This window comes from Bacteroides sp. MSSM.1001136sp1_RTP21357st2_D2_RTP21359_211015 (genome assembly GCF_040913205.1).
In the GTDB taxonomy this organism is placed as follows: Bacteria; Bacteroidota; Bacteroidia; order Bacteroidales; family Bacteroidaceae; genus Bacteroides; species Bacteroides ovatus.
On sequence record NZ_JBDFVF010000004.1, the window covers coordinates 171037 to 185400 of the forward strand.

Sequence of the window (14364 nt, forward strand, 5' to 3'; positions counted from 1 at the left end):
ATTGTTTCTTCCTTTCTTATTGTTTTGGATTGATAACTACACATTCTTAAAATCTATAACCAATGTTCAAGAAAGCGTTGAACGGGAATGCGTAGAAATACTTAGAGTTCTTAGAAAACTTGTAAACACGTGCGTCACCGTCTTTGTAATTATCATCACGGTTTTGTTCGAAACCACCTGTACGCAAATCTGTATTGTTCAAGATATTAGTCAAACTCAAATTAAGGCTAATGCTCTTTCCGTTGCGTAAACGAATGTATTTTCCGATGGAAGCATCCAACATAAATCCACCATCCAGTTTCTCCTGACCTGGTACATGGAGAACCGGATTTCCATTAGCATCTACGCCGGCACCATTTTTATCCAATACGCTGCCAAGACGACGATAGCTTGAGAAATCGATATATACACGATCATAATAGTTTCCGGTCAAATTGAAGAACCAACCTTTTACGTTATAATCCAAAGCAAGGCTATAAGCAGAAAGCGGAGTACCATTAGCACGCATACCTTTAGCATAAACACGATCGAGGTTTGACTCATTCTCACTTTCATATGTCAATACAGCATCCGGATTATTGGTGTATTTAGCTTCACTCCAAGTACCGATAGCCGTCAATGAAAGTTCACTTGTCAACTTAAAGGTAGCCGCTGCTTCTATTCCCCAATGTTCCTTTTCAATGCCATTCATAGAAAGATAAGTGAAACGTGCTTCGCTATCATTATAAAAAGCATCCATTTCTACCTGATTCTGGAAGCGAGTGTAATAACCAGTCAAACGTCCCATCACCCATGGAGTGTTGAAGTTATAAGTCAAATCACCACCAATGATACGCTCTGTTTTCAAGTCTCTCACAAAGTCATTCTTAATACGTGGAGCAATAAAAGAGTTATAGGCCAACGGTGCACGTTCTTCATATCCGGCATTCAACGTGAAAGAATGGTTACCATTGATAGCCCAATTCAAACCGGCTTTTATACCTCCTTCAAGGAATTTAGCCGTACCGCTGCTACCAAGTGATTTCAACGGAGCACGTCCGTTTCTCATCAATCCATCGCGGAACATCTGTGTAGATCCTATCTTACCGGAAGCAAAATAGTTTAATGACCCGCCATTGTTACCCTGATAACGCACCCATGCACTCTGCTTATTCACATAGATGTTATAATCATAACCAAATTTATCACCTTCACCAATACGGCGGTTAGGATTATCAAGATCATTTTGCACCATACTGGAACTAGCTCCATGATCGCGCACTGCAAATTTGTCGACGTCAGTATAAAGCTGTCCGCCCAGCAAATCCTTCATTTTTTTATAATGCATACCTTTGGTTGTATTCACGGCAACTCCCGCAATGTAGCTGTTGTGTTCATTCCATTGATGATTGAATACCGAACTAAGGTTGAAAGCCAACTGATCATCATGACGTTCTTCTACATAATAAAGTGTCTCTTTACCTAATGCATTCGCCTGTTTATTGGCAAAATAAAGAGCATCCCAATCTAACTGACGATAAGCTTTATTATTTTTCCAATTATCTGTAACTTCATTAAACTGCTGCAATTCATCGGCAGTAGGAACAGATTCCCATACATCAAAGATTGAGCTAGGCAACTTTTTATAATAATCCGGGCGTGGATCGGCCGCATTACCATTCCAGCCTAGAGCACTTTTCCCATAGTTGGAATATTTGAATCCGGCACTTGTCACTAACTTCTTATTATCATCAATGGTGAAATTCCATGAAGCAATAGCCGATGGTTCGAACTGACGTACAATACGTGCATTTCGTTTTTCTCCATTCTGATATCCCCAGTTCGGATTATAATAATGACTGTTCGCTAAATAATAAGCTTCTTCGGTTGCCGCCATTTGCTGTCCTCTCTCTGTCGGTGTTCCCCAAGTTGCCAAAGAGAGACTATGGCGTTCGTTGAATACTTTCTCCGCACCGAGAAAGTAAGAAAAAGAATTATATTTGATTCCTTCAATATTTCCCTCATTACCCCAGCGATAACCCAATGATCCGGTAAATGCCCAACCATTGTTCATCAGACCTGTAGAATAAGTATACATTCCACGCAAAATGTAGTTGCGGTTACTACCTGACAGTGTTAGTTTTGAGCCGGCCGCATATTGGCTGGCACGTAAATTGATATTGGTGGCACCTCCTATCGCGCCAAAAGTAAAGTTGTTAAATTCAAAAGGACCGATCCCTTCCTTATTACGGGTAGCATCGTTCAATCCTCCTATTAATCCGTAGCTGAAACGTCCTGTTTCTGCATCATTAAACTGTACCCCATTGATATACATGTCACTGTACTGGGAATCATATCCCCTTACACGAAATCTCATTGGGCTAAACAGATAACCTACATTTGACAGATAAACATCATTGTTAGAAGTGACCAATGCAGATGTGCTCTGTGCTGCATCATCATCCTCATTCAATTGTGATTCTGTAAACATGAAAGAAGCATTGTCCTCACGGGCGTTTTGCTTTGCCTTTTGCTGCGCAAAAAGTGCTGGCATTAAGCAAAATAGCACGATCGCTAACCCTAGTCGTTGTTTCATAATTTAATTTATATTAATGTTAATTGGTCTTTCATTTTGCAACATAAAAGAAATATGTTGTTACGCAAAATAACAAAGAATTTTATATATAACAATGTTTTTTGCAAAAAAAGTAACTAGCAAGGGTGGTTTTTCCGTTTTCTTTTTAGATATTTGTCATGCAAATGACAAATTACCCACTTTTAAAATCAATTTTAAAGATGAAAAAAAGCTTAATAACTTTAGGTGTACTCGCTCTTTTCGTCCTCATGGCCTACGGACAAGAAAAGAAATTTGCCCTCTACAGTGTAGCGTTCTACAATATGGAGAATTTGTTTGACACCATTCATGATGAAGGTAAGAATGACTATGAGTATCTTCCTAACGGTACTAATCAGTGGAATACGATGAAGTATAAGGCTAAGCTGAAAAACATGTCGGAAATATTAAGTATGTTAAGTACCGACAAGTTACCAATGGGTCCCGCCATTATCGGCGTTTCTGAAATCGAAAATTACAGAGTATTGGAAGACATACTGAAACAACCTGCCTTAGCGGACAAAGGGTACCAGTATGTTCACTACGAAGGAGAAGACAGACGTGGTGTAGACTGTGCTTTTTTCTATAATCCCAAATTGTTTGAACTGACAAATAGTAAACTCGTACCTTATGTATATATCAATGATACGGTGCATAAAACACGTGGTTTCTTGATTGCCAGCGGTAATATCGCAGGTGAGAAAATGCACTTTATCGTCAATCACTGGCCTTCGAGAGCTGCCGCTTCTCCAGCGCGTGAACGCGCAGGGGAGCAGGTTAGAGCGATCAAAGACTCACTGTTAAGGGAAGACTCCGCAGCCAAAATTGTTATCATGGGGGATATGAACGATGACCCGATGGATAAAAGTATGGCTGTAGCACTTGGAGCTAAGCGGAAACCTGCTGATGTAGGACCTACAGACTTGTACAATCCTTGGTGGGATACTTTGAAAAAAGGATACGGAACTCTGATGTACAAAGGCAAATGGAATTTGTTCGATCAAATCGTATTCACCGGGAATTTGTTGGGCACTGACCGCAGTACACTGAAATTCTATAAACATGAAATCTTCCGCCGTGATTTTATGTTCCAAAAAGAGGGGAAATACAAAGGTTATCCTAAACGGACGCAAGCAGGTGGTGTATGGCTAAACGGATATAGCGATCACTTGCCTACTATTATTTATCTAATCAAAGAAGTGAAATGACAAAAGCATTATTTAGACTATTCATCCTGTTCATAGCCTGTAGCACTGCAATCTCATGTAGTGAACAGGATTCTCCTGAACTTCCGGACAATCCGGGCAATACCAATCAAGGAATTGCCTCTATTGACCAAACGCAAATCAATGCAAATGGAGGCGGATTTATCATCCGTGTAAAAGCTGATGGCACATGGCAGGCTTCAAGCAGTGAGACTTGGTGTACATTGAGTAGAGCATCCGGCAATGGAAATGGCTCTATCAGTGGATATATGAAAGCAAATACCGGAGCTGAACGAAGTGTCATTATTACAATCACTTCCGGAAAAGAAGAAGCCCAATTTACACTCAAACAATTAGCAGGCGATAGTTCGAATCCGGATCCAGACCCGGATCCGGAAAAGCCTTCTGGATATGCAGGGAGGATTGAAATTCCGAAGTTGAAAGGTGGAAGCATGAATCAATTCATAACACATACTACAAACATAGAAGGGAAAGAAATTATAACATATAGTATGGAATATGATTATTCAAAAAAGCATGCACGCTGGGTCGCATTTACTTTTGATAGTAAAACTAAAATATCCAATGTATCTCGTACTGAAGCCTGGATGTACGATAAAAAAATACCCGAAGAATATAGGACTTATGAAAAAGACTATAAAGAATATAGTAGAGGACATTTATGTGCATCATACGATCGTACATACTCACTAGAAGCAAACAAACAAACTTTCTATTATTCAAATATGAGCCCCCAATCAACAGCTTTCAATACTGGATTCTGGACCAAATTCGAACAATCAATAAAAGCTCCAAATGGAAAGAATGATTTTGTACATAAATTAGGAGATAATGATACGTTATACGTTGTTAAAGGAGGGTATATAGATGACGAAGAAATAAAATATACGGGAAATCATGTTGCTGTTCCACGTTTCTATTTTATAGCTCTTCTTTTATACCAAAATGGGCAATACACACAGGGAATGGCGTATTACGTGAATCAATTTGATTATGACTCAAGTTCCACTATCAAGAGTTATGCTATGTCTATAGATAAGCTGGAAGAGAAAACCCACATTGATTTCTTTCATAATCTTCCGCCCGATATTGAGTCAGAAGTGGAAGCTAAATACGATGAAAAAGCATGGTTCCAATAGGAAATATCAAGTTATTACAATCTATAGTATAATATTCATGAATCATCGGGAAGAAGCTTAGGATACACTGTAAATCTTTTCACCTTATCTGCCATCTGCAACAAAAAAATGCCAAAGGCACCAATAGCCAATGTAGCATAGTGTTGCAGATAGCAGATATTTTGCACGTTTTCAACTTTATATCAAACATACTTTAATATGACAAGTAACATTAATAAAGAAAACAAAGTCACTAAAAACATCGTAACTGATTCATGAGGCACACAGCTATACAATTGTTCCATATCCACGTAGTATTCTCTTTTTATAATCAGAGGAACTTAGCAAATAAAAAAACAAACTTTCATTCTTCATCATCCAACAACCACCTCCACACCGGCACAACCCGAATCGTCTTCTCTCCTTCTACGATCATTTCCTCTTCGTCTCTGGTAATAATACACAGATCATCCACTGCCACATTTTCTGCAAGTTTCAGTAAGGCATTCACTTCTCGTTTTCGAGTCTCCGGATCTTTTAAACTATATGATACTTGTATGGCCTTATGCCCTTCATCCAGATAAAAGTCTACTTCTATATTCCGATGATAGAAATATAAATCATCACCATACCGTTTCTTTAATGTAACTGCCACGAGATTTTCCAATAAAGAAGTTTCCGGATCCATTAAAAACAGACTAAGTATTCCATTATCCATAAAATAATATTTTTTATTGGACACTTTATCGGCTAACTTACTAGCGTAGTTTTCTAAAGAAAACATGATCCAGGTATCTTCCAGATAATTCAAATAGTCTATAATAGTATCAGTGGTAATCTTCTTGCCTGTGGAAGATACTAAATTAGCCAGACGAGTGAAAGAAGAAGGCTGCTTCACGCTTTCAGCCAGTTTTCGAATGAGTACCTTTAACGCCATATCATTTCGAATAGAATAACGAGCCACTAAATCACCGAAGAATATCTTATTAAAAAGACTACTCAGCCATTGTCGTTTCTCTTGTCCCTCGGCCACTAACAGTTCAGGTAAACCACCAAAACGAAAGTAAGTATCGAAATGTCGGACTACCTCCGAACGGTTCTTATAAATCCAAAGCTTATCTAATTGAACACCGTTAGATGACAAATACTCACGAAACGAGAAAGGATAGACGTATTGAATCATAAAACGTCCCCCTAGAGTAGTAGCTATATCCTTACTCAACATCTTAGCATTGCTCCCTGTTACATAAACCCTGTACTTCTGATCGGCAAGCCGTCGGACAAATTGTTCCCAATGCGGTACAATCTGTATTTCATCTAAAAAAAATATAGGACGATGAGAATACATCTCTTCATAACATCTCTTTATCATATCAAGATGTTCTGTATCCATACCAGCTATTCGCTCATCCTCAAAATTAAAGAAAAGAATCTCTTCCGGTGAAATACCTGTCTCTATTAAATGATGTATCTGCTGATACATCAAATAAGACTTCCCAACCCGACGTAAACCTACAAAGACATAATTGAAGTTATCAGATAGAGTCACCGCACGTTTCACGAATGACACGCTCTTTACAAACTGCTGATATTCAGCTATCAATCCTTTTATCAGTTCCTTATCCATTTTACATTATCGATTATATTCGACAAATATAGGCTATTTTTATCGAATATAATCGATAAAATCACCTCTATTTTATCGATTATATTCGACAAAACAATAAATTACTAGAATTTGAGCCTATGAAAAAGAACCTATTACTCTATTTTTTAAATATAAAAGAACAGTAACAAAACGAGATTACAAACAATTACCACACCGAATCCTCCCAAAATCCAAGGACGAAGTTTACTTCCCTTCCCTGCAAAGAATAGAGCATAGAACATATTCACCATTATATTGCTAATGATAGCCTGCATACTACAAGCAGTAATTATCAATGCAGCCACACTACCTGTATTTTGCAACAAGTTTAAGATGAAAGGAGTTATATCACTAAAACCGGAAACAAAAGACAAGAGATTTAATCCGCCTGTGCCCGCATACACTAACGTATAGTGAGTTAAGAAAGTGAATATCACAAAGAGTACGGCAAAAATCAAAGCAACTTTAAATTCCAACGGGTTGCTACTATCATCCTCTTCTGTTTCAGCAGACTGGTCTTCCGGTCGTTTTTGCCGGGAATGGATAAACCAGGCAACAATAGCCGCGACTACAGCCATAGTCAACAGATATGGATAAATAGACAGGAAGATTTCTCTACTGAAAATAAGTATCAGTATCATAAATCGCAGAAACATCATGCTGACAGCCAGCAGCATGGCAGCAACATAATCAGTCGCTTCCTGTTCAGAGGCTTTCCGGCTTTTACGGGCAAGTACCGAGATCGTAGCCGTACTGCTGTATAATCCACCAATAATACCGGAAACTAACGTTCCGGATTCATGGAATACATACCTTTTTAATAGATAAGAGAGATAGGAAATGCCGGATACTACTACCGTTGCCAACCAGATAGAATAAGGAGTAAGATTAATATCCGGAATCAGATTCTTATGCGGAAGCATCGGTAATATGATACCGCTGATAGCCAAGAACTTGGCTAACGTAATCATTTCATCATTCTTCATCCGTTGAGCAAACTCTGTAAAAGTATGTTTGAGTTCTGTCAGCAGGAGCACAGTCACAACTACCATAACATAAAACCAGGAAGGTTGGGTAGCTACGATAGGAGCCATACAATAAGTAATCAGGGCAATAATGATGGTAGTTACACCAAAAACATGAAATTGTGATTGCTTTACATAATAGTTTAATCCCAACAGCAATCCCAATACCGCTCCACCTCCCATAAACAGACGCATATCCGTAGGGTCTAAGATATAAAGCAAGTAACCCAGTATACCAATAAAGGTAAAGGTGCGGTCGGTTCCGAAAAGAGTAGTTTCCCCCTCACGCTTCAGACTGATTCGACGTTGCGAAAGTCCGATTAATAAAGAAAACAAGGTTACTAAAACAAAAGTAACCAATTCACGCGGCACATAACTGTACAACTGTTCCATATCCATACACTGCTCTCTTTTTTATATAAGAACAAATATACGGTTTATTTGTTAACGCTCACCACGTTTTATACGGTTTTTTCATTAGCTGTGAGTTATAGTAGCGTATGTCGCCCGTTACCTCCTCACCGATAAAGTCGGGTTTTACAAAAGCCTCATCTTCCGATTCCAACTCTACTTCTGCCACAATAAGTCCTTCATTCTCACCATAAAACTCGTCGACTTCAAATACATGTTTGCCACTACGTACCAAATAACGGGTCTTGTCAATAATCCCCGGTTCGCAAAGCCTCATCAATTCTTCTGCTTCTGATAAGGCCAGCTCCTTTTCCCATTCATAACGACTGGTACCGGAAGCATTAGAAGCTCCCTTTATTGTCAGATAACCTTTTTCATCCCGAATACGAACCCGGACAGTACGCCCGCGAGCACTACTGATATACCCCTGCACAATATGACTCTGCGCAAAAGCCGAAGACTTGAATTCACCGATAACTAAAAATTTACGTTCTATTTCCTGTGCCATGGCACAAAGATAAATTAAAAATTGAAAATTGAGAATTAAAAAATGATAGTTTGATACCTCACATCATGTATCAGAAAACTACAATTCTTAATTCTCAATTTTCAAGTCTCAATTTATTTCAGAATCTCGTCATAAACTCAATCACGATTTTGTCCCGTTCCGATTCTTTTGGAACACCGGAGTTCTTATAGAAATATTTCTCGAAGTTCAGTCGGAGATCGGCAATGAAAGCTTTGGAAAGACTTAATGTGATTCCGCCTGTCACACGATGTCGGGCATAATCATTTATAATCAGAGCTTTTGTCGTTTCATCCATCTTGCCATCACTATGATCGGTCATCATATCATAGCGAGCCAGAAAGGAGATTTTATTGAATACTTTCTTTAATGGTAAATCGTAATTAATAAAACTATTCACTGCATGAACATCTTTAAATGCTTCGTGACCGTACATTTTATATAAATATTCCGCCTCAATATGAAAACGGTCATTCTGATAATAGATACCGGCATCGTACATATTAATCCGCACATTTTCCGGTTTTATCATTTGGGTGCTGAGTGTCAGATTCCAGTTCTTATTAGGTAATAGCTGTGCTTTTATGGAATAATTCAGCGTTTTGTGCCATTCCTTTTGATTGGTCAAACCGGAGCCGTTGAATAATCCTCCTTCAAGGATAAAAGGGAAGCCACCTTTATTCGTATAACCAGCCGTCAAACCGACATCACGCACATTTCCTACTTGTTTAGCTATGAATGAGCGATTTGCAAAATACTGTTGATGTGGTGAACGGTGAGCGTCTATTGTGAAAGGAACGCGCATCTGACCAATCGTAAAATTCAGGTCTTTCACCGGAAAAACACGTGCATACGCATCGAGCATCTTGATAGAGCCTTCATCGGAAAGGTCGATTTCCGCTTTATAAGCAACTATCGGATGCACATTTCCCGAAACACTGAAGCGTGCATTACGTACTTCAAAACGGCTTTCACTTGTTTCTGTCTGGTATTCGTACTTTCCCCGGATTGTTCCGTGAATCTCCGGCAGATAATCCTTAAACTCCATGGTCTGTTTATCCAGCATCTTACCATCCCCTGCATCTTCTTTTGCCTGTCCAAAGGCCATTGTCGCCAGCAAAAGCATGACGACGGTTGTTCTGATTCTACTCATTTCAGTTGTCTGCTACTAAATTCACGGCAAAAGTACAACTGTGAGGATACACGGAGATGACAAATTAACTACGGGAAAATGACAGAAAAGTTACATTTATATTACAGAGAACACAAATGCATTACAAAACAAAGAGTTCGCCACAAATTACGCAGATTAACACAGATCGGATTTGATATTTATCCTATCAATAACCAAACAATCTGGGTTAACCGTATAATTTGTGGCGAACTTATCAGCCGAAAAAGGAAAATGCGATCAGCATAATCAATGCCAAAATAATTAATGAGACGAACACTATTTTGACAACCTTCTGGGCTTGTTCTTCTTCTTTCTTACTAATTGCTACTTTTTTCTTCACCTTACCCATAATAGTTAGCTTTAAAGTTCAACGCTAACAAAGTAAGTACAAATCTATTAACTTTCCAAAAATAATTCTTGCTAATTTTATTTTTTATGATTCTTGTGAAGAAAACTCCATCAAATAAGCTTTGATAAAACCATCTATTTTGCCATCCATCACGCCGTTCACATCCGAGGTTTGATAGTTGGTACGGTGGTCTTTCACACGACGGTCATCAAATACGTAGCTTCGGATTTGAGAACCCCATTCGATTTTCTTCTTACCGGCTTCCACCTTCGCCTGTTCTGCCATACGGTGCTGCAATTCCTTATCATATAAGATAGAACGTAACTGACGCATTGCATTCTCACGATTCTTCGGTTGGTCACGGGTTTCGGTATTCTCGATCAGGATTTCTTCTTCCTCACCGGTATAAGGGTCTTTATACTGATAACGCAAACGGACACCGGACTCCACCTTATTCACATTCTGTCCACCGGCACCACCGCTTCGGAACGTATCCCAAGAGATATTGGCAGGCAAAATATTAACTTCAATACTGTCATCTACCAACGGAGTAACAAACACAGAAGCAAAAGAGGTCATACGTTTACCTTGCGCATTGTACGGAGAAACACGAACCAGGCGGTGCACACCGTTCTCTCCTTTCAAATAACCATAAGCAAAGTCACCTTCGATATTGATAGTACAGGTCTTGATTCCGGCTTCATCCCCTTCCTGAAGGTTGGCAATGGTAGCTTTATAACCATTCGTCTCGGCATAACGCAGATACATACGCATCAACATGGAAGCCCAGTCCTGACTTTCCGTACCACCGGCACCTGAATTGATTTTCAGCACACAATCCATCTGGTCGGCTTCATCACGAAGCATATTTTTGAGTTCGAGTGCCTCTACCGCCTCACTGGCTTTTGCATAAGCAGCATCTACATCTTCCTCAGTCACCAGTTCTTCTTTATAGAAATCAAATGCCAGTTCGAGTTCGTCTGCCAGCGTTTTGAGTTCGTTGTAACCCTCAATCCACTTTTGCAGGTCTTTCACCAGTTTCATTTGAGCTTCGGCTCTCTTCTGGTCATCCCAGAATCCCGGAGCTTGTGTTCTTAATTGCTCTTCTTCGACTTGAATTTTCTTCCCGTCGATGTCAAAGATACCTCCTCAGCGCATCAGTGCGCTCTTTCACGTCTTTAAGTTGTTCAATAGTAATCATTTGATTTACAATTTTATTATTTACAAATTTCAGATATCGGGGACAAAGATAAGCAAAATTCTGCTACCTTTGTTTTTGTTATTAAAATGTTGTCATATTATGAACAAACGATTGAAACTTTCTTGCTTGTCACTCTTCCTGGCATTAGTGATTTGCAGCTGTAGCTCACAAAAGAAGTATAGCTACGAAACAGTGCCCAATGACCCGCTAAAAGCCCGCATTTACACACTGGACAACGGACTAAAGGTTTACCTCACCGTAAACAAGGAAACTCCGCGCATACAAACATTTATCGCAGTAAGAGTGGGCGGGAAGAATGACCCGGCAGAAACGACGGGACTTGCCCATTATTTCGAACATCTCATGTTTAAAGGCACCGACAAGTTTGGCACAAAAGACTACGCGACCGAAAAGCCTCTGCTGGATGCAATCGAACAACAGTTCGAAATTTATCGTAAGACTACGGATGAAGCGGAACGTAAGGCGATCTACCACACCATCGACAGCCTTTCTTACGAAGCTTCCAAGTATGCTATCCCTAATGAATATGACAAATTAATGGCAGCCATCGGATCTACCGGCAGCAATGCTTATACCTGGTATGACCAGACGGTCTATCAGGAAGACATTCCTTCCAACCAGATAGAAAACTGGGCGAAGATTCAGGCAGATCGTTTTGAAAACAATGTAATTCGTGGTTTCCATACTGAATTGGAAGCTGTATATGAAGAGAAAAACATGTCACTCACCCGTGACAACAGCAAAGTACAGGAAGCTATTTTTTCTTCTCTTTTTCCCAAGCATCCTTATGGAACGCAGACTGTGTTAGGTACACAGGAGAACCTAAAGAATCCTTCTATCACGAATATCAAGAACTACTATAAACAATGGTATGTGCCCAACAATATGGCAATCTGTATGTCTGGCGATTTAGACCCGGATGCAACAATTGCATTAATCGATAAATATTTTGGTGGATTGAAACCCAATCCGGAACTCCCGAAACTGGACCTTCCGAAAGAGGCGCCAATCACGCAACCTGTTGTAAAAGAGGTGTTAGGTCCGGATGCCGAAAGCGTTGCATTGGCTTGGAGATTCCCCGGTGTATCCGACAAGGATTTTGAAATCCTGCAAGTCGTTTCGCAAGTATTATACAATGGAAAGGCAGGACTTATCGACCTTGACCTGAACCAGCAACAGAAGGTCTTGAATAGTTACGGTTACCCGATGGGACTGGCAGATTACTCTGCATTGCTGCTAGGAGGACTTCCTAAACAAGGACAAACACTGGAAGAAGTGAAAGACTTGCTACTCAGCGAAATCAAAAAGCTCCGTGCCGGAGAGTTCGACGAGAAAATGCTGGAAGCCAATATCAACAACTTCAAGCTCGGTGAACTACAAAACATGGAAAGCAACGAAGGACGTGCCGATATGTTTGTCAACTCATTTATTAACGGCACAGACTGGAAAAATGAAGTTACTGCCATCGACCGCATGGCCAAACTGACCAAAGAAGACATCGTAGCGTTCGCCAACAAATACCTGAAAGAAGATAATTATGCCGTTATCTACAAAAAGCAAGGAAAAGACCCGAACGAAAAGAAGATGACGAAACCGGAGATTACTCCTATCATAACCAATCGTGATGTAGCCAGCCCGTTCCTTGTGGAGGTACAGGAAAGCGCAGTTAAACCGATTGAACCAGTGTTTCTCGATTATCAAAAGGATATGAGCCAATTAAAGGCAAAATCGGATATTCCGATTCTTTACAAACAGAATGTAGCCAATGACCTGTTCCAATTGATTTATGTCTTTGATATGGGAAACAACCATGACAAAGCTTTGGGAACAGCATTCGATTATCTCGAATATCTCGGTACTTCGGACATGACACCGGAAGAACTGAAAAGTGAATTCTATCGCCTGGCTTGTACTTTCTATGTTTCTCCGGGTAACGAACGCACGTATGTCGTACTTTCCGGACTGAATGAGAATATGCCTGCTGCCGTGCAATTATTCGAAAAGCTACTGGCAGATGCGCAGGTTAATAAGGAAGCCTATACTAATATGACCAGCGATATACTGAAAGCCCGTTCGGACGCCAAACTGAATCAGGGACAGAACTTCTCCCGTTTGATGAGCTTTGCCATGTACGGTCCCAAATCCCCTGCCACCAATCTACTGACGGAGGCGGAACTGACAAATATGAATCCACAGGAACTGGTAGACCGGATTCACAATCAGAACAGCTACAAGCACCGTATTTTATACTACGGCCCAAGCAGCAGCAAAGATTTACTGGCTACCATCAACCAATATCATCAGGTTCCGGCAATCCTGAAGGATATTCCTGCCGGAAACGAGTATGCTTATCTCGAAACTCCCGTTACTAAAGTTCTAGTAGCTCCTTATGACGCCAAGCAAATATACATGGCACAGATATCCAATCTCGATAAGAAGTATGATCCTGCCATTGAACCTATCCGCGCATTATATGATGAATACTTCGGAGGGGGCATGAACTCTATCGTCTTCCAGGAAATGCGTGAAACACGTGGATTGGCTTATTCCGCCTGGGCTAGCATAATGCCGCCGAGCTACTTGAAGTATCCCTATGTACTACGTACACAGATTGCCACGCAAAACGACAAAATGATTGATGCCGTCACTACATTTAATGACATCATCAATAATATGCCGGAATCCGAAGCTGCTTTCAAACTGGCTAAAGACGGATTAACCAACCGTCTGCGCACCGAACGTATCATCAAAGGTGACATTATCTGGAGTTATATCAATGCACAAGATTTAGGGCAAAACGTAGACCCGCGCATCAAGCTCTACAACGACATACAGAATATGTCGCTAAAAGATATTGTCGATTTCCAAAAGCAATGGGTAAAAGGACGTACGTATGTTTATTGCATCCTGGGAGATAAGAAAGATTTGGAGCTGGATAAATTGAAAGCTGTAGGTCCTATTGAAGAATTGACCCAAGAACAGATTTTCGGATACTAAAAAGAAACGAGCCGGCCATAAATAATTAGCAGGTGTCAAAGCCCCCCCTAAACACAAAGTTTACCCCTGTTACAA

The 14364-nt window shown here is 40.1% G+C and carries 10 protein-coding genes; 3 read left to right on the forward strand and 7 right to left on the reverse strand.

Going from position 1 to position 14364, the window contains the following annotated elements; translation table 11 throughout:
* Positions 1-46 precede the first annotated feature (46 nt).
* The gene (locus tag AB5217_RS04720; protein WP_008024272.1) at positions 47-2575 is read right to left on the reverse strand and encodes a TonB-dependent receptor; all 2529 of its coding nucleotides are present in this window, start codon (positions 2573-2575) and stop codon (positions 47-49) included.
* A gap of 200 nt (positions 2576-2775) precedes the next feature.
* Here AB5217_RS04720 and AB5217_RS04725 point away from each other — a divergent pair, with 200 nt between their 5' ends.
* Positions 2776-3801: an endonuclease gene (locus tag AB5217_RS04725; RefSeq protein ID WP_032842890.1), complete on the forward strand. Its 1026-nt coding sequence runs from the start codon at positions 2776-2778 to the stop codon at positions 3799-3801.
* Positions 3798-4958, forward strand: a complete 1161-nt coding sequence (locus AB5217_RS04730) for a DNA/RNA non-specific endonuclease (RefSeq protein ID WP_032842889.1) — start codon at positions 3798-3800, stop codon at positions 4956-4958. The genes AB5217_RS04725 and AB5217_RS04730 overlap by 4 nt, the downstream gene beginning before the upstream one ends.
* 343 nt (positions 4959-5301) lie before the next feature.
* Here AB5217_RS04730 and AB5217_RS04735 read toward each other — a convergent pair whose 3' ends face one another.
* From AB5217_RS04735 to prfB, 6 genes are all read right to left on the reverse strand, one after another.
* Positions 5302-6564 carry an ATP-binding protein gene (locus AB5217_RS04735; protein WP_032842888.1) on the reverse strand — a complete coding sequence of 421 codons (1263 nt, stop codon included), beginning with the start codon at positions 6562-6564 and terminating at the stop codon, positions 5302-5304.
* 146 nt (positions 6565-6710) lie between these two features.
* Entirely contained in the window at positions 6711-8003 is a 1293-nt protein-coding gene (locus AB5217_RS04740; RefSeq protein WP_032842903.1) for an MgtC/SapB family protein, read from the reverse strand.
* 58 nt (positions 8004-8061) lie between these two features.
* Positions 8062-8529 (reverse strand): CYTH domain-containing protein, encoded by a 468-nt coding sequence (locus AB5217_RS04745; RefSeq protein WP_004305204.1) that lies wholly within the window; start codon positions 8527-8529, stop codon positions 8062-8064.
* 118 nt (positions 8530-8647) lie between these two features.
* Positions 8648-9700, reverse strand: a complete 1053-nt coding sequence (locus tag AB5217_RS04750) for a porin (protein ID WP_032842887.1) — start codon at positions 9698-9700, stop codon at positions 8648-8650.
* A gap of 235 nt (positions 9701-9935) precedes the next feature.
* The gene (locus AB5217_RS04755) at positions 9936-10070 is read right to left on the reverse strand and encodes a hypothetical protein (protein ID WP_004299554.1); all 135 of its coding nucleotides are present in this window, start codon (positions 10068-10070) and stop codon (positions 9936-9938) included.
* An 84-nt stretch (positions 10071-10154) separates the two neighbouring features.
* A protein-coding gene (gene prfB / locus AB5217_RS04760; RefSeq protein WP_143256892.1) for a peptide chain release factor 2 occupies positions 10155-11271 on the reverse strand; the annotation gives its coding sequence in 2 pieces (ribosomal slippage) (positions 10155-11207 and positions 11209-11271; 1116 coding nt in all).
* A 99-nt stretch (positions 11272-11370) separates the two neighbouring features.
* On the opposite strand from prfB, the gene AB5217_RS04765 reads away from it, so the two are divergent.
* Positions 11371-14289, forward strand: a complete 2919-nt coding sequence (locus AB5217_RS04765) for a M16 family metallopeptidase (RefSeq protein WP_032842886.1) — start codon at positions 11371-11373, stop codon at positions 14287-14289.
* The last annotated feature ends 75 nt before the right edge of the window (positions 14290-14364 follow it).

Bases quoted from the DNA above. Each gene is read 5' to 3' on its own strand.
- AB5217_RS04735 (WP_032842888.1), bottom strand. From the start codon at position 6,564: ATGGATAAGGAACTGATAAAAGGATTGATAGCTGAATATCAGCAGTTT.
- AB5217_RS04740 (WP_032842903.1), bottom strand. From the start codon at position 8,003: ATGGAACAGTTGTACAGTTATGTGCCGCGTGAATTGGTTACTTTTGTT.
- AB5217_RS04750 (WP_032842887.1), bottom strand. From the start codon at position 9,700: ATGAGTAGAATCAGAACAACCGTCGTCATGCTTTTGCTGGCGACAATG.
- AB5217_RS04730 (WP_032842889.1), top strand. From the start codon at position 3,798: ATGACAAAAGCATTATTTAGACTATTCATCCTGTTCATAGCCTGTAGC.
- AB5217_RS04745 (WP_004305204.1), bottom strand. From the start codon at position 8,529: ATGGCACAGGAAATAGAACGTAAATTTTTAGTTATCGGTGAATTCAAG.
- AB5217_RS04765 (WP_032842886.1), top strand. From the start codon at position 11,371: ATGAACAAACGATTGAAACTTTCTTGCTTGTCACTCTTCCTGGCATTA.
- AB5217_RS04755 (WP_004299554.1), bottom strand. From the start codon at position 10,070: ATGGGTAAGGTGAAGAAAAAAGTAGCAATTAGTAAGAAAGAAGAAGAA.
- AB5217_RS04720 (WP_008024272.1), bottom strand. From the start codon at position 2,575: ATGAAACAACGACTAGGGTTAGCGATCGTGCTATTTTGCTTAATGCCA.
- AB5217_RS04725 (WP_032842890.1), top strand. From the start codon at position 2,776: ATGAAAAAAAGCTTAATAACTTTAGGTGTACTCGCTCTTTTCGTCCTC.